This window comes from Actinoallomurus bryophytorum (assembly GCF_006716425.1).
Classification (GTDB): domain Bacteria; phylum Actinomycetota; class Actinomycetes; order Streptosporangiales; family Streptosporangiaceae; genus Actinoallomurus; species Actinoallomurus bryophytorum.
Genome location: NZ_VFOZ01000002.1, coordinates 1044098 through 1070694, shown reverse-complemented (window position 1 = coordinate 1070694; position 26597 = coordinate 1044098). Strand labels below are relative to the sequence as shown.

24 protein-coding genes are annotated in these 26597 nt (G+C 71.0%); 9 read left to right on the top strand and 15 right to left on the bottom strand.

Translation table 11 applies throughout. From position 1 onward, the window contains the following. Positions 1-119 precede the first annotated feature (119 nt). The 10 genes from FB559_RS40960 to pip all read right to left on the bottom strand — a co-directional run bounded on the left by FB559_RS40960 (position 120) and on the right by pip (position 11632). Positions 120-2948, bottom strand: a complete 2829-nt coding sequence (locus tag FB559_RS40960) for a type 1 periplasmic-binding domain-containing protein (RefSeq protein ID WP_141962980.1) — start codon at positions 2946-2948, stop codon at positions 120-122. A gap of 107 nt (positions 2949-3055) precedes the next feature. Then, complete coding sequence (locus FB559_RS40955) at positions 3056-3826, bottom strand: enoyl-CoA hydratase-related protein (RefSeq protein WP_141962978.1); 771 nt, start codon at positions 3824-3826, stop codon at positions 3056-3058. After that, on the bottom strand, positions 3823-5247 hold the full coding sequence (locus tag FB559_RS40950; protein WP_141962976.1) for a B12-binding domain-containing radical SAM protein: 1425 nt from the start codon (positions 5245-5247) through the stop codon (positions 3823-3825). Before FB559_RS40950 ends, FB559_RS40955 begins: the two co-directional genes overlap by 4 nt. A 101-nt stretch (positions 5248-5348) precedes the next feature. Continuing rightward, positions 5349-6335, bottom strand: coding sequence for a sensor histidine kinase (locus tag FB559_RS40945; protein WP_141962974.1), 987 nt, complete (start codon positions 6333-6335; stop codon positions 5349-5351). Next, the gene (locus tag FB559_RS40940) at positions 6332-7009 is read right to left on the bottom strand and encodes a response regulator transcription factor (RefSeq protein ID WP_141962973.1); all 678 of its coding nucleotides are present in this window, start codon (positions 7007-7009) and stop codon (positions 6332-6334) included. Before FB559_RS40940 ends, FB559_RS40945 begins: the two co-directional genes overlap by 4 nt. A 49-nt stretch (positions 7010-7058) precedes the next feature. Next, positions 7059-7637, bottom strand: coding sequence for a dihydrofolate reductase family protein (locus FB559_RS40935; RefSeq protein ID WP_141962971.1), 579 nt, complete (start codon positions 7635-7637; stop codon positions 7059-7061). 111 nt (positions 7638-7748) lie between these two features. Next, positions 7749-8870 (bottom strand): NAD(P)H-dependent flavin oxidoreductase, encoded by a 1122-nt coding sequence (locus FB559_RS40930; protein ID WP_141962969.1) that lies wholly within the window; start codon positions 8868-8870, stop codon positions 7749-7751. After that, positions 8867-9268 (bottom strand): Zn-ribbon domain-containing OB-fold protein, encoded by a 402-nt coding sequence (locus tag FB559_RS40925; protein ID WP_246122864.1) that lies wholly within the window; start codon positions 9266-9268, stop codon positions 8867-8869. Before FB559_RS40925 ends, FB559_RS40930 begins: the two co-directional genes overlap by 4 nt. Further along, the gene (locus tag FB559_RS40920) at positions 9265-10443 is read right to left on the bottom strand and encodes a thiolase C-terminal domain-containing protein (RefSeq protein WP_246122862.1); all 1179 of its coding nucleotides are present in this window, start codon (positions 10441-10443) and stop codon (positions 9265-9267) included. The genes FB559_RS40925 and FB559_RS40920 overlap by 4 nt, the downstream gene beginning before the upstream one ends. A gap of 229 nt (positions 10444-10672) precedes the next feature. After that, positions 10673-11632: a prolyl aminopeptidase gene (gene pip, locus FB559_RS40915; RefSeq protein ID WP_141962967.1), complete on the bottom strand. Its 960-nt coding sequence runs from the start codon at positions 11630-11632 to the stop codon at positions 10673-10675. Positions 11633-11817: 185 nt separating this feature from the next. On the opposite strand from pip, the gene FB559_RS40910 reads away from it, so the two are divergent. The 9 genes from FB559_RS40910 to aroH all read left to right on the top strand — a co-directional run bounded on the left by FB559_RS40910 (position 11818) and on the right by aroH (position 20921). After that, positions 11818-13545, top strand: a complete 1728-nt coding sequence (locus FB559_RS40910; RefSeq protein ID WP_141962965.1) for a coiled-coil domain-containing protein — start codon at positions 11818-11820, stop codon at positions 13543-13545. Positions 13546-13661: 116 nt separating this feature from the next. Next, positions 13662-15317, top strand: a complete 1656-nt coding sequence (locus FB559_RS40905) for a CTP synthase (RefSeq protein ID WP_185792716.1) — start codon at positions 13662-13664, stop codon at positions 15315-15317. Beyond that, positions 15314-15952: an NUDIX domain-containing protein gene (locus FB559_RS40900; protein ID WP_141962963.1), complete on the top strand. Its 639-nt coding sequence runs from the start codon at positions 15314-15316 to the stop codon at positions 15950-15952. Before FB559_RS40905 ends, FB559_RS40900 begins: the two co-directional genes overlap by 4 nt. A gap of 42 nt (positions 15953-15994) precedes the next feature. Continuing rightward, on the top strand, positions 15995-16939 hold the full coding sequence (locus FB559_RS40895; protein ID WP_425455135.1) for a site-specific tyrosine recombinase XerD: 945 nt from the start codon (positions 15995-15997) through the stop codon (positions 16937-16939). Positions 16940-17183: 244 nt separating this feature from the next. Beyond that, on the top strand, positions 17184-17978 hold the full coding sequence (locus tag FB559_RS40890; RefSeq protein WP_425455134.1) for a ParA family protein: 795 nt from the start codon (positions 17184-17186) through the stop codon (positions 17976-17978). A 117-nt stretch (positions 17979-18095) separates the two neighbouring features. Continuing rightward, positions 18096-18920 (top strand): segregation and condensation protein A, encoded by an 825-nt coding sequence (locus FB559_RS40885; protein ID WP_221640687.1) that lies wholly within the window; start codon positions 18096-18098, stop codon positions 18918-18920. A 268-nt stretch (positions 18921-19188) separates the two neighbouring features. Beyond that, positions 19189-19776: an SMC-Scp complex subunit ScpB gene (gene scpB / locus FB559_RS40880; protein ID WP_425455133.1), complete on the top strand. Its 588-nt coding sequence runs from the start codon at positions 19189-19191 to the stop codon at positions 19774-19776. Further along, complete coding sequence (locus tag FB559_RS40875) at positions 19773-20510, top strand: pseudouridine synthase (protein WP_141962954.1); 738 nt, start codon at positions 19773-19775, stop codon at positions 20508-20510. The genes scpB and FB559_RS40875 overlap by 4 nt, the downstream gene beginning before the upstream one ends. A gap of 48 nt (positions 20511-20558) precedes the next feature. Then, complete coding sequence (gene aroH, locus FB559_RS40870) at positions 20559-20921, top strand: chorismate mutase (RefSeq protein ID WP_141962952.1); 363 nt, start codon at positions 20559-20561, stop codon at positions 20919-20921. Between the two features lie 12 nt (positions 20922-20933). On the opposite strand, the gene FB559_RS40865 is transcribed toward aroH, so the two are convergent. The 5 genes from FB559_RS40865 to FB559_RS40845 are packed head-to-tail and all read right to left on the bottom strand — an operon-like array spanning position 20934 to position 26539. Further along, the gene (locus FB559_RS40865) at positions 20934-22163 is read right to left on the bottom strand and encodes an Nramp family divalent metal transporter (protein ID WP_141962950.1); all 1230 of its coding nucleotides are present in this window, start codon (positions 22161-22163) and stop codon (positions 20934-20936) included. Beyond that, on the bottom strand, positions 22160-23806 hold the full coding sequence (gene groL / locus FB559_RS40860) for a chaperonin GroEL (protein WP_141962948.1): 1647 nt from the start codon (positions 23804-23806) through the stop codon (positions 22160-22162). The genes FB559_RS40865 and groL overlap by 4 nt, the downstream gene beginning before the upstream one ends. Further along, positions 23806-24840: an NAD(P)-dependent alcohol dehydrogenase gene (locus FB559_RS40855; RefSeq protein ID WP_141962946.1), complete on the bottom strand. Its 1035-nt coding sequence runs from the start codon at positions 24838-24840 to the stop codon at positions 23806-23808. The genes groL and FB559_RS40855 overlap by 1 nt, the downstream gene beginning before the upstream one ends. Next, positions 24837-25517 (bottom strand): iron-sulfur cluster assembly protein, encoded by a 681-nt coding sequence (locus FB559_RS40850; protein WP_141962944.1) that lies wholly within the window; start codon positions 25515-25517, stop codon positions 24837-24839. Before FB559_RS40850 ends, FB559_RS40855 begins: the two co-directional genes overlap by 4 nt. Next, positions 25514-26539 carry an amidohydrolase family protein gene (locus FB559_RS40845; RefSeq protein ID WP_141962942.1) on the bottom strand — a complete coding sequence of 342 codons (1026 nt, stop codon included), beginning with the start codon at positions 26537-26539 and terminating at the stop codon, positions 25514-25516. Before FB559_RS40845 ends, FB559_RS40850 begins: the two co-directional genes overlap by 4 nt. Positions 26540-26597: the final 58 nt, after the last annotated feature.

Here is a 26597-nt window from a genome sequence, read left to right as displayed (position 1 = left end):
TATCGGCTCTCCGTATTAGCGGCAACCGACCCCATCGAAGGTGTCTCTGATCTGCGAAGGTTCCCGATCCGAGGCGGATCGGGCAAGCAGGAGCCCCCCGTCCCCGCGAAAGGACACCCCTACGGGCAGGCGGGCAGCCCGCGTACCGGCAGATCGCCGTTCAGGCGTCCGCAGACCGGCTGGTAGACGGGCTGTCCCCGCTTGATCGTCACCTTGACCAGCGTCAGCCCGCGGTGGCCTGAGCCGTTCAGCGTGTGCTGGTCTCCGGTGAAGTCGATCGTGCCGCTCGCACCCTCGTTCGCCCGGAGCAGGGGTAGTTCCAGGAGTACTGATCCCGACGTGACCACGCTGCTGCCCGCCGTACGTTCGCGGTCGCGTACGGTCAGGCCCAGCGTGTTGAACGCCTTCTGCGCCGCCTGCGCCAGCGCGGAGGTCGAGTCGTAGGTCAGTGCCATCTGGCCGTCCGCCAGGAGCGGCCCCGGGGCGATGCCGAGCACGTTGCGTGAGAGCAGGAAGAACGCGTTGGTCCGGTCGCGGCCGCCGGCGACGAGGTTCGGCAGGTGGTTGAAGGTCGTGTAGTACACCGTGAGCGTCCGCGGCAGCAGGATCTGGTGCCGTCCGGACCCGAAGCTCGCTCGTGCGACCTCGTCGCCGCCGATCAGGGTGAGCGGCCGGTCGGCGCAGCCGCCGCTGCTGAGCCCGTTGATCAGGCCGGGCAGGTCCTCGGCCCGGCCGGCGAAGTACACCAGCTCGTACGGATGGCCAAGGGAGTTCTCGCACGCCGTCTTCACCTTGCCCGCGATGTCGTCGGTGCCGTCGTAGGTGAGCGGGTCCGGCTGCCGGGGCCGCAGTGCCTCCTGGGCATCGGCGGCCAGCTCGGAGCTGTACTCCTGGGCGGGACCGGGGGAGCGGGAGACGATGAGCGCCCGTCCGACCGGATGGCCGCCCAGGGCACGGAGTGCGGCCACCGCCTCGTCGTGGTCGGTGGCGGCGAGGCCGTAGTAGTGCGCCAGCATGGGCAGCTGGTCGGAGGAGTTGACCGGGTCGACGATCGCCAGGCCGGCGTCATTTAGCCGGCGGATCGCGGCCTGGGAGGCGCTGGTGTTGCGGCCCATGCCGACCACGCCGACGACGGTGGGGTCGCGCCGGGCGATGGCCAGGATGCGGTCCGCGACGAGGCCGGAGAAGGCCATGTTCTGGCCGGCGTTGACCGCGAGCAGCCGGACCTTCAGCGGCATCCCGACCTCGCCGGGCTGGTCGGTGTGGTTGTTGGCCAGCTGCGCGAGGTAGGCGCCGGCCAGCTCGCGGATGCTGCTGACGGCGCTCTGCTCCTGCCCGTCGGCCGTGGTCAGCATGCCGACATAGAGGACCGTGACGTACGGCGCGTGGCCGCGTACGACGCTCGCGTCCTCCTCGTCGACCATGCGCTGCAGGTCGGCGAGGGTGAGGTCGCCGGCCGTGTGCCGGCGGTCGGGCGCGCGGCGGTCGCCGTCCAGGCCCGTGCTCTGCCTCTCGCGTTCGAAGCGGACCCCCTCGGTGGAGACCCCGACGCACTCACGGCTGCCCGCGCCGTCGTCCTCCAGCCGGGTGTCGACGTTGGCCGAGAACGGGAACCGTACGCTGCAGTGCGCCGAGCTCAGCCGCCCGTGCAGGTACGAGCCGCCGACCGCGGTCACGGCCAGGACGAGCAGCAGCGACCACCACGACCAGAGCCACGTCCAGCCCGGTCTGCGCCTCGGGCTCAGCCGGGAGGGTGCCAGCGAGTCCGGGGCCTCCGCCGGGATGGGCAGCCGCAGCAGCCACGGGCCCGCCACCTGCTGGCTCGGTGCCTGCGCGGTGCCCAGCGACGCCTCCCACGCGTCGTAGAGGTCCTGGAGCGGGCCCGGCGGGGGCGCCACGGCAAGGCCGTCCAGCGCGGCGCGGTGCTCGTGGCCGGCCGAGGCGACGACGAGCAGGGGATGCAACTCGCTGCGGCGGCTGCGGATGTCGCTCATCGCCGACAGCAGCTCGACGCCGCCGTTGTCGGCCGTGACGCCCCTGAGGAACACCACGGGCGGCACCGGCCGTTTGAGCCCGCGCAGCGTGGGCGACAGCTTGCGGTGGGCGGCACGCAGGTCCTCCAGGAAGGCCAGCGTCTTCATCTGCAGCCCGAACTCCGCGGTGTCGGCCCACTGGGGCCGGTCGAGCACCCGGCGGAGCCGGTCGTCGAAGCCGTGTCCGCCGAGAACGGCGAAGAACGAGGAGGTGGCGAACCATCGGTACCGCGTGCCGACACCGGCACGCGACAGGATCGGCAGCCAGATCGTGCGTGTCGTCAGCCCGGCCGCGAGGATCACCGCGACGAGGAGCGCCAGGCTCGTCAGCAGCAGCGTGCCGATCCGGATCTTGTCCGCCAGGGCCTGGGCGACGCCGCCGAGGATCGCGGCCACGAGGAGGATCACCGTCGACCACCACACCGGCGCGCGGAACGGGCGGCGTGACCAGGACAGGAGTGCGGCGGTGTCCTTCCACTCATCCATCGGCGTGGTGGACCCGGGATGGGCGGCGTTCTTCTCGCGTGCGCGCTCGCTCGCCTTCTCGAAGGAGCGTACGAGGTCGGAGCGGGGGAAGCGGAACCGGCCGAACCCGTGGCGAAGGCCGTTCCAGGCGCCCTCGTCGGTCATCGCGTCCAGCAGCGCGACCTCCGGGGCGGTGTCCGCTCCGGGCGCGGGTACCGGCACGGTGTGCGGGATGCCCGCCTCGGCCGCCGCCCGCTCGAGCTCTCCCACGTAGTCGTCGACGGGTACGCCGGGTTCGGCCGCCTCTAAGACGAGGAGGGGGAACGGCTGGCTGCCGAGCCGCCACGGGCGGGCCTGGGTACGGGCGTCGAAGAGCCCGAGCAACTGGCGGCCCGCGGGCGTGCTCAGCACGCGCCGGTCCTGCGAACCCGCATGAGCCTGTACGGGCATGCCTCACTCCCCGGTGATGGAACCCCCTCCTGAGCGCAGAGTATTGGACGAATCGTCTGAATCCATGCCCTGGAGGGATCTGCCGGGACCGGAACCCCGAATCCGGCTCAGGCGGGCCACTCCGGGGCGCGTTTCTCGAGGAAGGCCGCCATGCCCTCCTGTGCCTCGGGCGTCTGGCTGGCGGCGGCCATCACCTCGATCGCGTACGTGTAGGCGTCCGCCTCGGGGTGCCCGAGCTGGGCGTACATGGCCTGTTTGCCGAGGGCCTTGCTGCGCCTGCTGCCCCGAGTCGCGCGTTCCAGCAGCTCACGCGTTGCCTTCTCCAGCTCCTCGGGCGGCACGGCCTGGTTGATCAGGCCCCAGTCGAGGGCGGTACCGGCGTCGATGACGTCCCCGGTCAGCGCCATCTCCATCGCCCGTTTGCGCCCGACGTTGCGCGCGATCGGGACCATCGGCGTGTGGCAGAACCAGCCGCCCTTGCCGCCGGGCGCGGCGAAACCGGCGCTCCACGCGGCCACGGCCAGGTCACAGGTGGCGACGAGCTGGCAGCCGGCCGCGGTCGCCAGCCCGTGGACCCGGGCGATGACCACCTGGGGCACCGACTGGATCGTCTCCATCAGCTCGCGGCAGGCGAGCAGCAGCTCGCGCGCCGCCGCGAGGTCCGCCCCGGCCAGATCGGCGAAGTCGTGCCCGGCGGAGAAGACCGGGCCGTTGCCGGCGAGCACGATGCCGGTGGCATCGGTCCCGCCGGCCTCGCGGAACGCCGAGGTCAGCGCGTGCATGTGCGACAGCGACAGCGCGTTGCGGCGTTTGGGTCGGTTCATGGTGATGACGGCGAACGGGCCGTCCTTGTCGACCAGCACCTCGTCAGAGCTCATGTCCGCACGGTACGTCCCCGATCGACCGGATCGCCATGGTCCCTGGTCCTCTCAGCGGGCTGAGAGCCGAATCCCGACAGGATCGTCTCCAGGGCGGGCAGGCCGTGTCCGACCCTCTTCGCCCGGATGGCCAGATCCCACAGCGGCTCGAACTTCTTCCAGCCGCCCGCGTACGCGACGTGGCGCGTCTTGCCGCGCAGCGTCGGCTGGGTACGGGCGCCGCGCAGGATGGAGCCCCACCGGTAGAAGTCGCGGTACGCGCGCCGGTATCCCTCCTCCAACTGGCGCGCGGTCAGCCGGGCGGGCTCGAAGACGACCTGGCGTGTGTCGTAGCGGTCCCAGTCGTGGTGGAGCATGCGTCCCGCCGCGCTCATCCGCTGGTAGAGACGGGTGCCGGGATAGGGGGTGAGGATGTGGAAGGTCGCGGTCTCCATGCCCTGACCGACCGCCCACTCGACCGTACGGTCGAAGACGCTCGCGTCGTCCTCGTCCATGCCGAACACGAAGCTGCCGTTGACCATGACGCCGAGATCGTGCAGCCGGCGGATCACCGCCCCGTAGTCACGGTCGACGTTCTGCCATTTGCGCTGCTCGGTGAGGTTTCCGGCGTTCACGGTCTCAAAGCCGACGAAGAGGCTGCGCAGGCCCGCGTCGACCGCCTTTTCCAGCAGGCCGGGGCGCAGCACGGTCTGCACCGTGCCCGCCGCCTGCCACAGGCGCCCCATCCCGCGCATCCCGTCGAACAGGGCGGTGGCGAAGCGCGCGTTGCCGAGCAGGTGGTCGTCCAGGAAGTACAGGTGGCGGCCCGGTAGCCGGTCGATCTCGGCCAGGGCCGCGTCCACGGTCTGGGTGTAGAACGACCTGCCGCCCTCGAAGAACGCCTCCTTGTAACAGAAGTCGCACACGTGCGGGCAGCCGCGGGAGACCACGATGGAGTTCGGGACCAGGTACAGGTGACGCGCGATCAGGTCGCGGCGGATCGGCGGGAGCCCGGCCAGGCTCCGCTGCTTCGAGTCGTAGCGGGACCGCGGGCATCCCCTCCGCAGCTCGCTGAGGAACGCCGGCCAGATGTCCTCCCCGGGCCCGCAGAAGATCGTGTCCGCGTGTCTCGCGGCCTCCTCCGGCAGTGACGTCACGTGCAGCCCGCCCAGGCACACGTACACCCCCTTGGCGCGGTAGAGGTCGGCGAGCTCGTACGCGCGCCGCGCCGAGGTGATGTAGACCTGGATGACCACGAGGTCCGGCTCGTTGGAGGTGTCGACCTCCTGGACGTGCTCGTCGGTGATCGTCACGTCGTCGCCGGGGTCGAGGTGGCCGGCCAGGGTGGCGAGCCCGAGCGGCGGGAACAACGAGTACTTGATCGGGCGGAAGAACGGCGAGGTCGCCTCGGTCAGGGCGGGCAGGATCATCTTCACGCGCATGGCTGCTCCGGGGGATAGGCGGCTGTCCTATGGTGGGACGGCCCCGCACGGGCGACCGGTGGCGCGGAAGATGTGAGGGTGTCGTGGAGATTCTGTGCGGGTCAGCCCGGGATGGTCACCCGGATCCGGGATCCCGGCCCCTCGCCCGCCACCTCGATGCTGCCGCCGTGCAGCTCGACGGCCCAGCGGGCGATCGCGAGTCCGAGCCCCGTGCCGCCGTCGCCGCCCGCGCCCCGGTAGAAGCGCTCGAAGACGCGTGCCCGTTCGCCCGGCGCGATACCCGGCCCTTCGTCGGCGACGTCCAGTGCCAGCCCGCCGGTCCTTCCGCGCGGCCGTGCCGTGACGGTGACGGTGCCGTCGGCCGGGCCGTGCGCCGCCGCGTTGTCCATGAGGTTCTCCACGACCTGGTGGAGGCGGTCCCGGTCGGCCAGTACGACCAGGTCCGGTGGCACGTCGAGCACGATGCGGACACCGGGACGCGCCGCGCGGCCCTCGGCGGCCACACCGGCCAGGAACGGCCCGACGGCGAACTCCGTACGGTCGAGCGCGTCGCCGGCCGCGTCGGCGCGTGACAGGTCGAGGAGCTGGCCGACGAGCCGGCCGAGGCGTTCGGTCTGCCGGAGCGCGACCCCCAGCGTCTCGGGGCCGGCGGGCGTCACACCGTCGGCGATGTTCTCCAGCTGGGCGTGCAGGGCGCTGATCGGCGTTCGCAGCTCGTGGGAGACGTTCGCGACGAACTCACGGCGCTGGCGGTCCACCTCGGCGAGGTCGGCGGCCATCTGGTTGAACGCCTGGGCCAGCTCGCCCACCTCGTCACGTGAGCTGGCGCGTACGCGGGCGTCGTAGCGGCCGCCGGCCATCGCACGGGCGGCGGCCGTCATTCCCCGCAGCGGTGACGTCATGCCGTGCGCGAGGACCTGGGTGACCGCGAGCGCGGCGAGCACGGCGACGGGCAGCGCGTAGCGGCCCCGGATGCCGTGCTCCAGCGCCTCCTTGAGGGCGAGGGCGGTGGCACACGAGCTGACCGCGACCAGCACGCCGAGTTTGATCTTGATGGACCGTAGCGGGTCGAGCGGGCGGGGGATCACGCCGGGACCTCCAGGGAGTACCCCACGCCGTGCACGGTCCTGATCAGGCCGGGGCCGAGCTTGCGGCGCAGCGCCTTGACGTGACTGTCCACCGCGCGCGTGGGCGACGCGTCGGCCCAGTCCCAGATCCGTTCGAGCAGCTGCGCGCGGGTGAACACCGCGCCGGGCGCGACGGCGAGGCAGTGCAGCAGGTCGAACTCGGTCGGCGTGAGGTGCACCTCCGCGCCCCGGCAGCGCACCCGGCGGGCGAGCGGGTCCACCTCGACCGGCCCGGCCCGTACGACCTCGGCGGCCGGCGTCGCGGCGCGCCCGGCCCGGCGCAGCAGGGCGCGGACGCGTGCCACCAGCACCCGCATGCTGAACGGCTTGGTGAGGTAGTCGTCCGCCCCGACCCCCAGCCCGACGAGCTGGTCGGTCTCCCCGTCGCGCGCGGTCAGCATCAGCACCGGCACCGGGCTCATCGCCTGGACGCGGCGGCAGACCTCGAGCCCGTCGAAACCGGGCAGCATGAGGTCCAGGACCAGCAGGTCCGGCCGGTGGCGGCGGAAGGACTCGACCGCGGCCGGGCCGTCGGCCGCCACCTGGACCGCGAAGTGTTCCGCCCGCAGCCGCGCGGCCACCGCCTCAGCGAGCGAGGGCTCGTCCTCGACGACGAGGATCAGTTGTTCGGACACACGGTCAATACTGGCCGCTTCTCAGCCTCGGGTGGGTGCGTGGACCGGCTCAGGCATGCAGGGTGGGCCGGTAGACGAGCTCCTGGATGTGGCCGTCGAGCGTCCGGTGCTCGATCAGCTCGAGGTCGAAGTCGGCCGCGCCCCCGAAGATCGGTTCCTGCCCGGTCCGGCCGGTGATCACGGGGAAGAGCGTCACCTGGACGCGGTCGACCAGACCGGCGGCCATCAGCGCGCGATTCATCGACAGGCTGCCGTGCGAGCGCAGGGGCACCTCGGACTCCTCCTTGAGCCGGGCGACGACGTCGACGGCGTCGCCGCTCGCGACGGTCGCGTCCGGCCAGTCGAGGGATCCTTCCAGTGTGGTCGAGACCACCGTTGCCGGCAGGCTCCTCATCCGTGTGACCCATGGGTCGCGCACGTCGGACTCCTCGGTGCTCGATGCCAGCATCCGCGCGAACGCCCGATACGTGTTGGCCCCGAAGACCATCCGCTGCTCCTCGCCGTACAGAGCGAGGCGGTGGTCGAGGAGCTCGGGGCCCTGCTTGCCCCAGTAGCCGGTCCAGTCGCCGCCGGCGGTACCGAAACCGTCGAGGCTGGAAAAGACGTCGAAGGTGTAAGTCGCGGCCATGATGCTCTCCTCGTGAGTGGCGACCGGCCCGTTGCCGGCCTCTCACCTTGGCTACGAACGGGCTCGGCGCGATTCGACACCACCGCGCGACGAACCTGAGTACCCGGCCGGCTACTCGCCGCCGATCTCGGCCAGTCTTTCCAGGGTGCCGGCGAACTCCTCGACCATGTCGTAGACGACCTGACGCGCGGGCTTGACGGTGTCGAGCCGACCGACGACCTGGCCGACGAAGTAGTTCGCCAGGCGGCGGCCGCCCTCGTTGCCGTTCTCGGCGGCCTTGCCGATCGCTCCCATCGCGCCCTCGGCGACGATGAGCTGCAGCGGCATCGGCAGCGCGCCGGGGCTGTCGGGGGACTCGTCCCACTCCTCGGTCCAGGAGGACCGCAGCTGCCGCGCGGGCTTGCCCGTACGGGAGCGGGAGCGGACCGTGTCGGCGGAGGTGGCGGCGAGCATCTTCGCCTTCACCGCCGGGAGGGTCTCGGCCTCCTCGGTGGTCAGCCAGACCGACCCGCACCACACGCCCTGCGCGCCGAGGGCCATCGCCGCGGCCATCTGCCGGCCCGAGGCGATGCCGCCGGCGGCGAGGACGGGCAGCGGCGCGACCGCGTCGACGACCTCAGGCACGAGCACCATCGTGGAGATCTCGCCGGTGTGCCCGCCGGCCTCCGAGCCCTGCGCGATGATCAGGTCCACGCCGGCCGCGACCTGCCGTCGCGCGTGCTCGACGGTGCCGACGAGCGCCGCCACGGGCACGCCCGCGGCACGCGCGCGCTCGACCATCACCGGCGGCGGCGGGCCGAGCGCGCTGGCGATGAGCCGGATCGGGTGGTTCAGCGCGACGTCGATCAGCTCGGTGGCGCCCTCCTTGGTCACCTGGCGGCCGGCGCCGCGCCCGTCGGCGGCGTCGAGGTCGGGCGCCGGCACGCCGTAGCGTTCGAAGATCCCGGCGAGGAACTCCCAGTGCCGCGACGGGACGGCGGACAACAGGTCGCCGGGTGCCTCCGCCTCCTTCGCGATCTTGCCGGGCACCAGGACGTCGACCCCGTACGGGCGGCCGTCCACGTGGTCGTCGATCCAGCGCAGCTCCTCCTCGAGGCGTTCGGGGGAGTAGGCCACCGCGCCGAGGACGCCGAACCCGCCCGCGTTCGTGACCGCGGCCACCACGTCCCGGCAGTGGCTGAAGGCGAACAGCGGGAAACCGATCCCGAACTTCTCGCAGACCTCTGTCCTCATCGGCGGCGCTCCTTGAACACGGGATAGCTCTCGCCATCATCGGGGTGGACGAAGCTCGCTCGCAGCGGCAGGCCTTCGTGTGGACCCGCCACGCCGTCCAGCCGCGCGTACATCCAGGGCCCCTCGGCGAGCTCGACCAGAGCCAGCGGAGCGGTGTGGCCGGTACGCGAGTGGGCGACCGCCCAGGACACCAGTACGGCCTCGCCGGTCGCCTCGGCCCAGGTCAGCTCGTCCGTGCCGCAGTCGGGACAGCCGGCCGCGTCCGGGGCGAACCACTGCCCGCAGGCTTCACAGCGCCGCAGCACCAGCCGGCCCTCGGCGGCGCCGTCGAAGAAGGGGCCGGAACGCCCGTCGCGGCGGATCGTGCCGATCGCGTCCTCACCGGGATCGCGGGTCACGGCCGTCCCTTCGCGTGCGGGCTGACGATCAACGTCGCGTGGTGGTCGAGGATGCCGCCGTTGCCGCTGACGAGGACCACGTCGTTCCGCGGCGCCTGGCGGTCGCCTCCGTGACCGCGCGCCTGGATCACGGCCTCCGACAGCGGGGTCATGCCCCACATGTAGTACGCCGACAGCTGCCCGCCGCCGGTGTTGACCGGCAGTGTCCCGCCGGGGCCCAGCGCGCCGCTCGCGGCGAACGGGCCGCCCTCGCCCTTGGCGCAGAAGCCGTAGTCCTCCAGCGTCACCAGGACGGTGAAGGTGTAGCAGTCATAGATCTGGCACACGTCGATCTCGGCCGTGGTGACCCCGGCCATCTTCATCGCCGCGGGCCCGGACAGCGCGGCGCCGGTGGTCAGCCCGAAGTCGCTGCCGCGTGTCAGCCGGTGGCCGGGGTGGCCCTGGGCCCATCCCCAGACGTGGACGGGTGGCCGGGCCAGGTCACGGGCGCGCTCGGCGCTCGTGACGATCACCGCGATGCCGCCGTTGGAGACGAGGCAGCAGTCGAGCAGGTGCAGCGGCTCGACGACCCAGCGGGACTCCTGGTGGTCGCGCAGCGAGATCGGCTCGCGCATCTGTGCCAGGGGGTTGCCCTGGGCCCAGGCGCGGGTGGCGACGGCGATCGCGCCGAGCTGCTCGCTCGTGGTGCCGTACCGCTCCATGTGCCGCCGCGTGGCCAGGGCGTAGAACGCGTTGACACTGCGGAATCCCAGTGCCGCCTGGAGCCCGCCGACCCCGTGCCACTCCTTTTCGTCGCGATGGTAGGCCGAGCCCGAGTTGCGTTCGGGCTCCAGCGGCGCGTCCGCGAACACGCACGCGACCGTCGACGCCGCGCCGCTCTGGATCATCGCGGTGGCATGGGAGACCATCGCGACGGCGGTCGCCCCGTAGGAGTTCATGTGGGTGAGGAGGCGCAGATCGCGCAGGCCGAGAGTGCGGGCCAGCTCGATGCCGGGAGAACCGGACATGCCGCTGCTCACGATCAGCCCGTCGAGGTCGGCCAGGGCCAGGCCGGCGTCCTCGGCCGCGGCGCGCACGGCGTCGGCGGCGAGCCGGCGCGGACTGTGGCCGTAGACCTTGCCGAGCTCCGTCATGCCGAGCCCGGCGATCGCCGTATCCGTCGTGGAATCGGCCACGCAAGCACCCCTCCTGCGGTCTTTTCCCGCTCCACGGTACCGAATCAGATTCGGATAGGACCAGGCGGCCAGTACCGCCAGAGCGGTGCGGCACCCGTCGTACGCCGTCGTACAGGCGACGGACCGGCGCGAAGTGATACCGGACACACCGGACGGGCGGGCCCGAGCCGGGCCCGCCCCCTCGCCGTACGCGCGGGGCCGGCCCCGAACCGGCGGCCCGCGACCGCGGTCAGGTACGGGCGAAGCGGTCCGTCGCCTCGATCAGATGGTGCAGGATGCCCGGCTCGGTGTACGCGTGCCCGGCGTCGCCGACCAGGTGGAACTCCGCCTCCGGCCACGCCCGGTGCAGGTCCCATGCCGTGGCCGCCGGCGTCGCCACGTCGTAGCGTCCCTGGACGATCACGCACGGGATGTTCCGGATCTTGTCCACGTCCCGGATGAGCTGGTCCTCCTCCAGGAACCCCTCGTTCACGAAGTAGTGGTTCTCGATCCGCGAGAACGTCACCGCGAAGTCGTCGCCGGAGTGCTCCTGGATCGTGTCCTCGTTCGGCAGCAGGTAGATCGTCGACCCCTCCCACAGGCTCCACGCCTTCGCCGCCGGAAGCCGGACGTCCGGGTCGGGGTCGTTCAGCCGCGCGTGGAAGGCCGTGACCAGGTCGTCGCGTTCGTCCTCGGGGATCGGCGCGAGGAACTCCTCCCACAGATCCGGGAAGAGCAGTGACGCACCCTCCTGGTAGTACCAGTAGATCTCGAACGGCCGCAGCAGGAAGATGCCGCGCAGCACCATCTCGGTGACCCGGTCCGGGTGCGTCTGCGCGTACGCCAGCGTGAGCGTGCTGCCCCAGGACCCGCCGAAGACCAGCCACCGGTCGATGCCCAGGTGCTCGCGCAGCAGCTCCATGTCGGCGACGAGGTTCCCGGTGGTGTTGTTCGCCAGGGAGACCGACGGGTCGCTGGCGGGCGGCAGGCTGCGCCCGCAGTTGCGCTGGTCGAACAGAACGATGCGGTACGCCTCCGGGTCGAACTGCCGCCGGTGTCCGGGCGAGCAGCCGGCGCCCGGCCCTCCGTGCACCATGACGACGGGCTTGCCGGCGGGGTTCCCGCAGACCTCCCAGTAGACGCGGTCGCCATCGCCGGCATCGAGAAAACCCGAGTCGTACGGCTCGATCGGCGGATACATAGTCCTCATGATCGATATTCTTTCATCTGCGATATGACGGCTTCGTACAGTGATGCCGCATAGGCCATCCGTTCGTCCGTGCAGCTCACAGCCGCCAGACGTCATCCGTCATGGTCGGGTCAATTCGCGAGTGATACGGCACACGTTCTTGGACATGGCAGACAGCCTTGCGAGTCGCCCTTAGAGTTCCCTATGTGAGCGATCTCAATGGTTCGGGCGGTTCCTACGCCGAGGGCGGGGGGTCGTCGTGGTTGCCGAACAACGGCGCCCGGCCGGCCCACGGCGGCAGCGTGGATCAACCGGGCGAGGTCGTCGACCGGCTGAGGCAGATGGCGGACATGCTCGCCGGCGCTCTGGCGCAGGGCGAGCAGAAGGTCGCGGAGGCCAAACAGGAGTCCGCGGTCCAGATCGCGGCCGTCCAGGCGGAGCACGAGAAGAGCAAGCAGGAGGCCGCCTCGGCGTGGCAGGAGGTCGAACGCCACCGCGCGCAGGCGCAGCAGGCACAGGCCACCGCGCGCCAGATGCTGGCCGAGCGTGAGAGCGCCAAGCAGGACGCCGCGGCCGCGATGCAGGAGATCGAGCGCATCCGCGCCCAGCACGACCAGCTGGACCACCGTGCCGAGCAGGCCGAGGCCGCCGTACGCCAGCTGATGACCGAGCGCGAGTCCGCGCAGCGCGACGCCGCGGCGATGCGCCAGGAGGCGCAGGCCGTACGCCAGCAGAAAGAACAGGCCGAGGTGACCGCGCGCCAGCTGATGGCCGAGCGCGAGTCGGCCAAGCAGGACGTCGCCGCCATGCAGCAGGAGCTCGACCGCGTACGCGCCCAGTTCGAGGAGATGGCCCAGCGCGTCGAGCAGTCCGAGGCGGCCGTTCGCCAGGCCATCTCCGAGCGCGAGTCGGCCAAGCAGGAGGCCAACACCGCCTGGCAGGAGGGGCTGCGGGCACGCGCGCAGGCCGAGCAGTCCGAGGCCGCGATGCGCCAGGCCCTCGGCGAGCGCGACAACGCCCAGCGCGAGGCGGTCGGCGCCCGTCAGGAGACCGACCAGGCACTCGCCCAGGCGCGCCAGGCCGAGCAGCGTATCGAGCAGTCCGAGGCCGCCGTACGCCAGATGATGTCCGAGCGTGAGTCCGCCCAGCGCGAGTCGGCGGGCGCCTGGCAGGAGGCCGAGCGCCTGCGCGCCCAGTTCGAGCAGTCCGAGGCCGCGATGCGCCAGGCGTTCGTCGAGCGCGACCAGGCGCGTGCCTCGGCCGAGCAGTCCGAGGTCGCCGCACGGCAGTCCATGGCCGAGCGCGACCAGATGCGCGAGGACCGCGACGAGGCGCACCGGTCCGCGGGCGAGGCGCAGAGCGGGCGCAAGGCGACCGAGGGCGAACGCGACCGGATCTCCAAGCACGCGGCGGACCTGGCACAGGCGCTGGAGACGGCCCAGGCCGAGCTCGGCACCCTGCGCAGCAAGGTCTCGTCGCTGGAGGTCTCCTCGAAGGACGCCGAGGACGCCCGCCGCCGGATCCAGGACCTGGACGGCGAACGCCGCCGGGCGCTCGACTCGCTCAAGCAGGCCGAGAGCCAGCGCGACTCCGCCGAGCTGGCGCAGGCACGCGCCGCCTCGGAGCTCGCGCAGACCCAGCGCCGCGCCGAGGACACCTCGCGCGAACGCGACCAGGCGCTCGCCCAGGCACGCCAGGCGAGCAGCGAACGCGACTCCATCACCCAGAAGCTCAAAGAACGCGAAGAATGGGTCGACCAGCTCGCCGAGGCGGTCACCCAGCAGCGCGACGCGCTGGCCGCGATGTCGGCCGAGCGCGACCAGGCGCGAAGCTCCGCGGACCAGGCCAGAAAGATCATCGACGAACTGACGGGTCAGATGCGTTCGGTGTCGCCGGGCGCGGCGAGCGGAAGTTACGCCGGCGGTTACAGCTGATCTGATCGACGCGGGGCTGATCAGGCGCATCGCCTGTTATCCTGGTGGCCCGTGGAGATTGGCCGTTCACACCTCAGGTGAACGTCGCCGCGACAACGACCACGGGAGCGTCCCTCTTGGCTTCGGCAGTTATTGGTGCGTCCGGGCGGACCACCAAGCACCTCTTCGTCACCGGCGGCGTCGCCTCAAGCCTCGGCAAGGGGCTTACGGCGTCCAGCCTCGGACGACTTCTCAAATCGCGTGGCCTGCGCGTCACGATGCAGAAGCTCGACCCCTACCTCAACGTCGACCCCGGCACGATGAACCCCTTCCAGCACGGCGAGGTCTTCGTCACCGACGACGGCGCCGAGACCGACCTCGACGTCGGTCACTACGAGCGATTCCTCGACACCGAGCTGCACGGCTCCGCGAACGTCACCACGGGCCAGATCTACTCCAACGTGATCGCCAAGGAGCGGCGCGGGGAGTACCTCGGCGACACCGTGCAGGTCATCCCGCACATCACCAATGAGATCAAGGACCGGATCCGCGGTATGGCCGGCCCCGACGTCGACGTCGTCATCACCGAGGTCGGCGGCACTGTCGGCGACATCGAGTCGTTGCCGTTCCTGGAGGCCGTGCGCCAGATCCGGCACGAGATCGGCCGCGACAACTGCTTCTTCCTGCACGTGTCGCTGCTGCCCTACATCGGGCCCTCCGGTGAGCTGAAGACCAAGCCGACGCAGCACTCGGTCGCGGCGCTGCGCAGCATCGGCATCCAGCCCGACGCCATCGTGTGCCGTTCGGACCGGCCCATCACCCAGGGCCTGAAGAACAAGATCAGCCTGATGTGCGACGTCGATGCCGAGGCCGTGGTCTCCGCGATCGACGCGCCCAGCATCTACGACATCCCCAAGGTGCTGCACAGCGAGGGCCTGGACGCCTACGTCGTACGCCGCCTCGGGCTGCCCTTCCGTGACGTCGACTGGAAGGAGTGGGACGAACTGCTCCACCGGGTCCACCAGCCCGCCAAAGAGGTCACGATCGCGCTCGTCGGCAAATACATCGACCTGCCCGACGCGTACCTGTCGGTCACCGAGGCGCTGCGGCACGGCGGGTTCGCCCACGACACGCGGGTCAACATCCGCTGGGTCAAGAGCGACCGCTGCCAGACGCCCGAGTCGGCCGCGCGGGAGCTGAAGGGCGTCGACGGGATCCTGGTCCCCGGCGGCTTCGGCGTGCGCGGCATCGAGGGCAAGGTCGGCGCCGTCCGGCACGCCCGCGAGAACCGCATCCCCACGCTCGGCATCTGCCTCGGTCTGCAGTGCATGGTCATCGAGGCGGCGCGTTCGCTCGCCGGCCTGACCGAGGCCAACAGCGCCGAGTTCGACGAGAAGGCCGCCGACCCGGTCATCGCGACCATGGCCGACCAGATCGACGTCGTCGCGGGCGAGCGCGACATGGGCGGCACGATGCGCCTCGGGCTCTACCCCGCCAACCTCGCCGACGACTCGCTGGTGCGAGAGCTGTACGGCGGCGCGGAGAAGGTCGAAGAACGCCACCGGCACCGCTACGAGGTCAACAACGCCTACCGCGACGACCTGACCGCGGCCGGTGTCGTCTTCTCCGGGCTGTCGCCCGACGGGCGCCTCGTCGAGTACGCCGAGCTGCCACGCGACCAGCACCCGTTCTACGTCGGAACGCAGGCGCACCCGGAGTTCCGGTCCCGGCCGACGCGCCCGCACCCGCTGTTCGCCGGGCTCGTCGCCGCCGCCCTGGACGGAAAGAAGTGACCGCTACCGGCGGTACGGGGCCGGTCGACGTCCCGGAGCAGTGGGAGGTCGCCGGCAGCGAGGAAAGGTTCAAGGGCCGCGTCGTCCAGGTACGGACCGACCGGGTCCGGATGCCGAACGGCGACACGACCGAGATCGCCGAACGCGACATCGTCGTGCACCCCGGGTCGGTCGGCGTGATCGGCCTGGACGACGACGAACGCGTGCTCCTCATCCGGCAGTACCGCCATCCCGTCGGCCGCCTGCTGTGGGAGCCGCCCGCCGGGCTGCGTGACGTCGACGGTGAGCCCACCTGGCGTACGGCGGCGCGCGAGCTCGCCGAGGAGGCCGGCTACCGGGCACGCGAGTGGCACACGCTCCTGGACGTCTTCACCTCGCCCGGGATGACCAACGAGCGCGTACGCGTCTTCCTCGCGCGCGGGCTCACCGAGATCCCCGCGGACGAGGTCGACTTCGAGCGCATCCACGAGGAGGCCGGCATGCCGGTCGCCTGGGTGCCGCTGGAGGAGGCGGTCGCCGCGGTGAGGCGTGGTGACCTACACAATCCCCTTGCGGTGATGGGTATCTTGTCGGTCTACGCCGCCCGGGCCACGGGCTATCGCGACCTTCGCGCACCCGACGCCCCCGAGGGGTGACCCGCCTACCGCAACGACCTGCCGGGATGAGGTGCCGCACTGATATCCGCCGCCGGTGAAGAGCTCGGCCGAGCGCTGCGGGCCGAGGTCCGCAGCTACCTCGACCACCTCGCGGTCGATCGTGGCCTGGCCGCGAACACCCTCAGCTCCTACCGGCGCGACCTGCGCCGCTACGTCGATGTCCTGGTCGCGCGCGGCCGTATGGAGATCGGCCAGGTCGGTGAGGACGACGTGGTGTCCTTCCTGACCGGACTGCGCGAGGGCGACGACCTGCACCCGCCGCTCGCCGCGGGGTCCGCCGCGCGCGCCGTGGTGGCCGTGCGCGGCCTGCACCGTTTCGCCGTACGCGAGGGACTGTCGGCGGTCGACCCGGCACAGGGCGTCAGGCCGCCGGCGCCCCCGCGGCGCCCGCCGAAGGCGATCACGATCGAGGACGTGGAGCGCCTTCTCGCCGCCGCCGGTCCGGGCGGCACCGAGCGCGACCTTCGCGACCGTGCGCTGCTGGAGCTTCTTTACGGCACCGGCGCGCGGATCTCCGAGGCGGTCGGCCTGGAGGTCGGCGACGTCGACCTCGCCGACGCCGTCGTGCGCCTGCACGGCAAGGGGGCCAAGGACCGGGTCGTCCCGGTGGGCCGGTACGCGCGAGAGGCGCTGGAGGCCTATCTCCTGCGGGCACGCCCGGTCCTGAACGCCGGTGGCCAGGGCGGCGCCGCGCTGTTCCTCAACGCGCGCGGCGGCCGGCTTTCCCGGCAGAGTGCCTGGTCGACGCTGCGGTCGGCGGCCGGGCGCGCGGAGCTGACGGACGTCTCGCCGCACACTCTTCGGCACTCTTTCGCGACGCACCTCCTCGACGGCGGCGCCGACGTTAGGGTGGTCCAGGAGTTGCTGGGCCACGCGTCACCGGCGACGACCCAGATCTACACTCTGGTCACCGTCGATCGGCTGCGTGACGTCTACGCTTCGGCACATCCGCGGGCCAACGTCTGACCAATCCCGCAGTGGCCGGTGTGCCGCCTTGCCGCAGTACTTGACAGGCCATAGAGTCCCCATCCTGTTGGTAAACCGAGGGTCGCCGGGGAGGTTCGAGTAGCTGGTGACTGACATCAGCGCGCAGCAGGAGAGAGCACGATCCGAAAGGGCGCTCTCGACCGCGATCGCGACCGATCCGCGTGACGCCGCGCCGCTAGGCCCGACGCAGCGTCCCAAGCCGTCGTTCCCCGATCCGCCGCCTGTGGCCGAGCACGGGCCCGCACGCATCGTCTCGGTCTGCAACCAGAAGGGCGGCGTCGGCAAGACGACGACGACCATAAATCTGGGCGCCGCATTGGCCGAGCAGGGCCGTCGCGTTCTCCTCGTCGACTTCGACCCCCAGGGCGCGCTGTCGGTGGGACTGGGCAAGGGCGACCCGCGCCAGCTCGACCTCACGATCTACAACCTGCTCATGGAGCGGGGCGTGGAGACCGAAGAGGTCATCCTGGAGACCAGCGTCGAGGGCATGGACCTGCTGCCCAGCAACATCGACCTGTCCGGCGCGGAGGTCCAGCTCGTCCACGAGGTCGGCCGCGAGTACATCCTCGGGGGTCTGCTCAAGCCGGTCGTGGCCGACTACGACTACATCATGATCGACTGTCAGCCCTCGCTCGGTCTGCTGACCGTCAACGCGCTGACCGCCAGCCAAGGCGTTCTCGTCCCTCTCGAGTGCGAATACTTCGCGATGCGCGGTGTCGCGCTGCTCATGGAGACGATCGAGAAGGTCCAGGGCCGGCTCAACCAGGAGCTGGCCATCGACGGCTTCCTGGCGACGATGTACGACTCCCGCACCCTCCACACCCGTGAGGTGCTCGGCCGCATCGTGGACGCCTTCGGCGAGCAGGTCTTCCACACGGTCATCAACCGCACGGTCCGGTTCCCGGACGCGACCGTCGTGGGTGAGCCCATCACCCGCTTCGACCCGTCGTCCATGGGCGCTAACGCCTACCGGGAACTCGCCAAGGAGGTACTCCAGAGGTGGCATTCCCTCATGTGAGCCTTTCCGGTGCGGTCGTCGTGACCGCACCGGAGGCCCGCCACGGGATGCCCGCTCCGCGGACCATTCCGCGTGCAGGCGGCAGGGGAGTGCGTGGCCTCCACTACCGTTGACCAGGTGAGTGAGCCGGCCCCGGAGGAGCACAAGCGCGGATTCGAGGTGCACCTCGACAACTTCGAGGGTCCCTTCGACCTGCTCCTCGGCCTCATCGCCAAGCACAAGCTCGACATCACCGAGGTGTCCCTCCACAAGGTCACCGACGAGTTCATCTCCTTCATCCGCTCCTACGGCCGTGAGTGGGACCTGGACCAGGCGAGCTACTTCCTGCTGGTCGCCGCCACCCTCCTCGACCTGAAGGCCGCGCGGCTGCTGCCCTCCGGTGAGGTGGAGGACGAAGAGGACCTGGCCCTGCTGGAGGCCCGCGACCTGCTGTTCGCACGGCTCCTGCAGTACCGCGCGTACAAGGAGGTCGCCGCGGTCTTCTCGGGCCGGATCGCACGGGAGTCGCGCCGCTTCGCCCGTACGGTGCCGATGGAGCCGAGGTTCGCCAACCTCCTGCCGGAGGTGCTCATCGGCCTGGGCCCGGCGGAGTTCGCCCGGCTGGCCGCCAAGACCCTGGCGCCCAAACCCGTGCCGACCGTCTCGGTCGAGCACATCTACGCGCCGCAGGCGAGCGTACGGGAGCAGGGGCGCCTGCTGGTGGAGCGGCTACGCCGCCTGGAGCGCACGACGTTCCGCGCCCTGACCGCCGACTGCGCCGGCACCTTCGAGATCGTCGCCCGCTTCCTGGCCGTCCTCGAGCTCTACCGCGAGCAGGTGGTCTCGCTGGAGCAGCTGGAGCCCCTGGGCGAGCTGTACATCACCTGGACCGGCACCGAGGACGGCGAGATCCTCGTCGGCGATGACTACTCAGGACGACCGGTGGAGAAGAACGATGACTGACATGACACCGGAGCCCGGCGACTCCGGTGAGGAGCCCCTCGCCGGCGTGGCACCCTCCGGCGCGGCCGATGAGGGCGAAGCGGCGCACACCGAGCCCGCGGACAAGGCCGTCCTTGCGGAGGTGGAAGGGGCCGTCCTGGCGGACGAGGTCGTCCCGGCGGAAGCGGAAGGGGCCGTCCTGGCGGACGAGGTCGTCCCGGCGGAAGCTGAAGAGGTCGTCCCGGTGGACGAGGTCGCTCCGGCGGAAGAGGCCGCTCCGGTGGACGCCGTGGAGCCGGGGGCGCTGTTCGACGCGCCCGAGGGCGCCGCGGCCGAGCCGCCGCTGCGCGCCGGGCTGGAGGCGATCCTGCTCGTCGTGGACGAGCCGGTGCCCGAGGTGACCCTCGCCCAGATCCTCGAACGGCCGCGGGACGAGGTCGCCGCCACGCTGCGGGAGCTGGCGGCGGAATACACCGAGCAGGCCCGGGGGTTCGACCTAAGGGAGATCGCAGGCGGCTGGCGGTTCTACACTCGAGACGTCTGCGCCCCCCTCGTCGAGCGGTTCGTGCGGGACGGCCAGGCGGCGCGGCTGACGCAGGCAGCGCTGGAGACCCTCGCCGTCATCGCCTACCGCCAGCCGGTGAACCGGGCGCGGATCTCGGCGATCCGAGGAGTCAACAGCGACGGCGTGATCCGCACGCTGACGATGCGGGGACTCATCGAGGAGGCGGGCCACGACCCGGAGCACCAGGCGGTGCTCTACCGGACGACCACCTACTTTCTCGAGCGGCTCGGCCTGAACACCGTGGACGAGCTGCCCGAGCTCGCCCCCTACCTGCCCGATGACCTGGAAGGCATAGAGGAACTACAGCAGTGAACCAGACCAACGAGGGCGTACGGCTCCAGAAGGTGCTCGCCGAGGCCGGCGTGGCCAGCCGGCGCGCCTGCGATGACCTGATCGCGGCCGGGCGGGTGACCGTCGACGGAGAGAAGATCACCTGGTTCGGCGCCCGCGTCGACCCCCAGCAGGCCGTCATCCACGTGGACGGCAAGCGCATCCCCACCCGTACCGAGCTGCGCTACTACATGCTCAACAAGCCCGCGGGCGTGGTCAGCACCATGTCCGACCCCAAGGGCCGCAAGTCGCTGATGACCTATGTCGGTGACGTGCCCGAGCGGCTGTTCCACGTCGGCCGTCTCGACACCGACACCGAGGGATTGCTGCTGCTCACCAACGACGGTGAGCTCGCGAACCGCCTCATGCACCCGCGATACGGTGTATCCAAGACCTACCTCGCCGAGATCCACGGGCCGATCGGCCGTGATCTCGGAAGGAGGCTCAAAAAGGGCGTCAAGCTCGCGGATGGTTTCGCCAAAGCCGATGACTTCCGCGTGTTCGACCAGGTCGGCAAGCGAATCCTCGTTGAGGTGACCCTTCACGAGGGCCGTAAGCACATCGTGCGGCGCCTGCTCGCCGAGGCTGGTCATCCGGTGCAGCAACTCGCCCGCACCGAGTTCGGGCCGGTCAAACTCGGCCGTCTGCGGTCGGGCACGATCCGGGCGCTCACCATGCAGGAGATCGGTGAGCTGTACGCGGCGGTCGAGCTCTGATCCCGAGTACACGGATGAGCGGGCGAAAGTTCATGAAAGAGGTGTTTCGTGGCGGTACTAGCGGTGCGTGGTGCCATCCAGATCGACGCTGACGATCGTGACCAGATACTCGAGGCCACAACGGAGCTCGTCACCGAGGTGATGACCCGTAACGCCTTGACGACCGACGACGTCATCAGCGTCATCTTCACCGCGACCCCCGACGTGACCGCGGAGTTCCCGGCGCTCGCCGCGCGCAAGCTCGGCTTCCACGACGTCCCGCTGCTCTGCGCGAGCGAGATCGACGTACCCCACGCGCTGCCCCGGGTGATCCGGCTGATGGCCCACATCGAGGCCGACCGGCCGCGCTCGGACATCCAGCACGTCTACCTGCGCGGTGCGACCGCGCTCCGGGTCGACATCGCGCAGTGACCCCCGTGCGGGTCAGGCCAACGTCAGCAAGATGATGTTGAGGCCCACGATCACGGCGGCGGCCATGCCCGCGGCCACCGTGGTGACGGGCCGGTTGACCCATGCGCCCATCAGGTCGCGCCGGCGGGTGGCCAGCACCAGCGGGATCAGCGCGAACGGAATGCCGAACGACAAGGCGACCTGGCTGAGCACGAGCGCGCGGGTCGGGTCGTGGGTCAGCGCCAGCACCACCAGCGCGGGAACCGTCACCACCAGCCTGCGGACGATCCGGGGGATCCTGCGGCGCAGGAAGCCCTGCATGATCACCTCGCCGGCGTACACGCCGACGCTGGAGGACGCGAGACCCGCGGCGAGCAGTGCCACGGCGAAGGCCGCGGCGGCGACGGACCCGGCGGCCTCCGCGTACCGGGAGTAGGCGCCCTGGAGCGTCCCCGTGGCCGCCCCGCCACCGGAACCATCGTGGAACAGGGCCCCGGCCGAGACCAGGACCGCGACGTTCACCGCCCCGGCGACGCCCATCGCGATGAGCACGTCGAACCGGTGGGCGCGCAGCACCGTCTCGCGGTCGCGGTCAGGCCGCCGCTCGCTGGTGAGCGCGGAGTGCAGGTACAACGCGTGCGGCATCACGGTGGCCCCGATGATGCCGCTCCCGAGCAGGACGCTCTCCCGGCCGGCGAAACGCGGGACGAGCCCGGACGCCACGTCGCCGAGCGGCGCCTGGGCACGCAGCGTCTGGTAGAGGAAGGCCAGCAGCACCACCGCGAGCAGCGCGACGACCGCGCCCTCGAACCAGCGGCCACGCTCCCGCGTCATCAGCAGCAGCAGCGAGGCCACCGCGATCACGACGCCGCCGGACGGCAGCGGCCAGCCGAACAGCAGCGACAGCGCGACGGCGCCACCGACGAACTCGGCGAGGTCGGTCATGATCGCGACGATCTCGCCCTGCACCCACAGGCCCCACACGACCGGCCGCGGATAGCGCTCCCGGCAGATCTCGGCCAGGCTCATCCCGGTGGCGACGCCGAGCTTGGCCGACAGGTACTGCAGGAGCATGCCGACCAGGTTCGCCGCGACCACGACCCACAGCAGCAGAAAGCCGAACCGCGCCCCACCCTGCACGTTCGTCGCGAAGTTCCCCGGGTCGACGTACGCGACCGAGGCGACGAAGGCGGGGCCGAGCAGGCGTATCCAGCCTGTTCTGCCCCGCCATGGTCGCGGCAGTGCGGCGGCCGACTCCGTCACGGAATGTTGGAGGGCCGTACGAGGCCCTCCGCGAGGTCACCGAAGCCGGGCGCGTGGATCTCACCCGGGTTGACCATGATCTCCTCCACGATGAGGGTCTCGGTGGTCAGCAGGAGCGCCGCGATCGAGGCGGCGCTCTGGATGGCGCACCGGGTGACCTTCAGCGGGTCCACGATCCCCCGCCCGAACATGTCGCCGTAGTCGCCGCTCAGCGCGTCGAAGCCGATGCCGTCCCCGGCCGTGACCCGCCCGGTCACCTCGTCGCCGTCGTACCCGGCGTTGACCGCGATCCAGCGCAGCGGCTCGGTGAGCGCCGCCGCCACGATGTCGCGCCCGACCGCGGCGTCGCCGGTGAGGTCGAGCCCGTCCAGGACACCTCGGGCCTGCGCGAGGGCCGCGCCGCCACCGGCGACGAGCCCCTCCTCGACGGCCGCGCGCGTCGCGGACAGGGAGTCCTCGACCCGGTGCTGCTTCTCCTTCAGCTCCACACCGGTGGCCGCGCCGACCCGGATCACCGCGACGCTGTTGGACAGCCGGGCGATGCGCTCCTGCAGCTTCTCCCGGTCGTGCTCGTTCTCCGCGCGCAGGAACTCGGTCTTGAGCTGTTCGATCCGGCTCGCGACCGCCTCGGGCGTGCCGTGGCCGCCGACGATGGTCGTGTACGCCTCCGTGACGGTGATCTTGGCGGCACGGCCGAGCCGTTCCAGGCGTACGCCGGCCAGGTTGCTGCCCGCGTCGGAGGTGATGACATCGCCGCCCACGACCGCGGCGATGTCGCCCAGCTCGGCGATGCGCCGGTGCCCGAAGCCGGGCGCCTGCACCGCGACCGAGGTGAAGGTCCGGTGGACCATGTTGGTGACCAGCATGCCGAGCGCGGCGCCGTCGACGGTCTCGGCGACGATCAGCAGCGGACCACCGGCCCGCATGACCTGCTCCAGCACCGGCATCAGGTCCTGCACCCGGGAGATCTTCTCGTTGGTCAGCAGGAGGTAGGCGTTCTCCAGCTCGGCGGTCATCCGGCCCGGCTCGGTCACCATGTGCGGCGACAGGTAGCCGCGGTCGAACTCCATGCCCTCGACGAAGTCGACGTCGAGCCCGAAGGCCGGCGACTCCTCGACCGTGATGACGCCGTTCGGGCCGACGCGCTCGATGGCCTCGGCGATCACCTCGCCGATGACCGGGTCGTTGTTCGCGGCCAGTGTCGCGACGTGCAGCAGGTCGGAGGCGTCCGACACCGGCCGTGAGGCGTCGCGCAGGGCGCTCACGACGAGGTCGACCGCCTGCTCGATGCCGGCCTTGACCTGCTGGGGGTTGGCGCCCGTCTCGACGCGCCGCAGCCCCTCGCGGACCATCGCCTGGGCCAGTACGGTCGCGGTGGTCGTGCCGTCGCCCGCGTCGCCGTTGGTCTTGGTCGCGACCTCCTTGACGAGCTGGGCGCCCATGTTGGCGAAGGAGTCGCGCAGCTGGATCTCACGGGCGATGGTGACGCCGTCGTTGGTGATGGTGGGCGGCCCGGTGAGCTTCTCCAGTACGGCGTTGCGGCCCTTGGGGCCGAGCGTCACCTTCACGGCGTCGGCGAGCGCGTTGACACCCTGTTCGAGCAGCCGCCGGGCGTCACTGTTGAATCGCAGTTCCTTGGCCATCACGCCTCCGGTGGGATCAGGATCGCCCGGCCGCGTACGCGCCCGCCGTCGAGGTCGGCGAGGGCCTGGGCGAAGGCGTCCAGGGGATAGGTCTCGGTGTGCAGCGCGACCTTGCCGTCGGCCGCGAGGACCATCAGCTCGGCGAGGTCGTTGTAGGAACCGACGAGGTTGCCGATGAAGTTGATCTCGGTGGAGATGATGTCGATCGTCGGGACGTTCAGCGCACCGCCGTACCCGATGACGTAGTAGTCGCCGGCGCGGCGCAGCATCGCGACGCCGTCCTCGATCGCGCCGCCCTCGCCGACGAAGTCGACCACGGCCTCGGCGCCCTGCCCGCCGGTCAGGTCCAGCACGGCCTCGACCTGGGAGCCGTCGGCCACGACCGTGTGGTCGGCGCCGAGCTCTCCGGCCAGCTTCAGCGCGTCGGGGGACCGGTCGACCACGATGATCTCGGCCGGGGTCAGCGCCTTGAGCACCTGGATGCCGATGTGCCCGAGGCCGCCCGCGCCGATCACGACGGCGCGCCGGCCGGGCCGCAACCGCCGCGCGGCCTTGGCCACCGCGTGGTACGCGGTCAGCCCGGCGTCGGCGAGCGCCGCCACGTCGGCGGGCCGAAGCGACGGGTCGAGCCTGACCACCGAGCGTGCCGTGGTCCTGAGCAGCTCCGCGTAGCCGCCGTCGGTGTCGATGCCGGGGAACGCGGAGTTCTCGCAGTGCACGTCGTCGCCGTCCCGGCACGCACGGCAGAGCCCGCAGGTGACGAGCGGGTGCAGGATGACGGTGTCGCCGACGGCCACGTTGGTGACGGCCGAGCCGACCTCGGCGACCCAGCCGGCGTTCTCGTGCCCGAGCGTGTAGGGCAGGTTCACGCCGGTCTTGGGCGCCCACTGCCCCTCGATGATGTGCAGGTCCGTACGGCAGACACCGGCGCCGCCGATCCGCACGATGACGTCGAGCGGCCCGGTGATCCGCGGGTCCGGGACCTCGGTCAGCTCCGGGGTCTGCTCGTACTTGCTGAGTTGGACGGCCTTCATGGTTGCTCCTCGTAACGGATGCGCAGGAGTCCTCGGCAGTACTCCTCGTTACTTTCCATACTGATCCGTACGGTCCGGGCGAAACGGAGGTAGCGCGTGGTGCGTCCGGCCGGGACGTGCTCGCCGTCCGGGTCCGCGAGCACGTACGCGTCCGGTGCGCAGTCCAGGCCCAGCTCGGCGCGGCGGAGCAGGAACGCCTCCTTGGCCGGTGAGTCCGGGAGGTCGCCGAGACGGACGTCGGGATCGGCCAGGCCCGCGCACACGCGTTCCTGCGCCGCGACGTACCCCTTGCGGAGGAACACGCGGCGCAGGCCGCCGAGCTCACCGGCCGCCAGCCCGTCGAAGGCCGCCTCGAACCCCTCGCCCGCCGCGACGCCGTGGTTGATCTCGCCGGAGGCGAAGTGGTCCTCCAGCACGACCTCCACCCCGGTCACGCCGGGCAGGCCGACGATCGCCCGCCGGGCGTCGTCGACCATGAGGTAGGCGAAGTTGGGTGCGCAGAAGTAGGTGGGCAGGCGCAGGCGTACCCGTACGCGCCCGTCCTCGGTGCTCACCTCGCTCACGAACCTCAGGTCGGTGATCGGCCGGTCCAGCTCCGGGTCACGTACGGTGCCGAGTGCCGACCACACGGCCGCCGCGACGTCCGTGACGGGCGGTGCGGTGCCGGCCGGGGTCATACCGCGGCCTCGGGCGAGGCGACCGTGCCCGAGCCGTCGCCCGCGGCCCGCAGCTCGTCCGGGACCTTCAGGTCGTACAGGCGTGCGGCGTTCAGGCCGAGGATCTTGCGCTTGACGTCGGTGGTGAGCCGCCCGTACTCGCCCTGCATGTCCTCGGGGATCTGGAAGTCGACGAACTTCTCCACGAGCCACTTGGGCTGCCAGATGGCGTAGTCGCTGGCGAACGTGATCCGGTCCTCGCCGAGCCAGAACAGCAGCTCGCCGATGACCTTGGCGAAGTACCGCGGCCGGCTGTGGATGAACGGGATGGCCACCGCGAGCCCGCCGAGGACGTTCGGCTCCTGCGTGGCGATCCAGCAGAAGTCGTCCAGCCGGGGGAGCCCGCAGTGCTCGACGATGAAGTTCAGGCCGGGGAACTCGGTGGCGGCGACGTCGACGTCCTTCACGTCGAAGGCGTCGCGGTCGAGCGGCCAGATCGTCGGGCCCTTGTGGACGTGGATGTTGGTGATGCCCAGCTCCTGGCACTTCTCCAGGTAGCGCAGGGCCGAGGCGTCCGACAGCTTGTAGCCGCGCGAGGAGCCCTTCCACTCGGCGGTGTAGAGCTTGACGCCCTTGATCCCGTGCCGCCGGTGGTCCTCCTCCAGCCGCCGGAGTCCGAGCTCGCCGTCGCGCGGGTCGAAGGCGCCGTTCACGACGAACCGGTCGGGGTGCCGCGCGGCGATCTCGGCGTTCTGCTCGATCGTGTTGAAGCCGCCGGGGAAGAAGTCCTTCAGGTACGTGGGCTGGAAGATCGCCTTGTCCGCGTAGCCGACCTCGAACAGGTCGTGGATCATGTCCTGCTCGGTGTACCGGTCGAACTTGTCCTTGGTCCACAGCCACTCTTCGGGTGACAGGGACGAGTGGTAGCCATAGAAGCACTCGATGAAGCCCTCGCCGAAGCGGTTGCGGTTGTCCGCGCCGGCGTTCCAGAAGTGCACGTGCCCGTCGACGATGTAGTAGCCGGTGCCGTCCTTCTCGTACATGAGATGACCTCTCGGGGGGAGAAACCAGATCACCCGGTGCGGCGCGCATCGTGGTGCG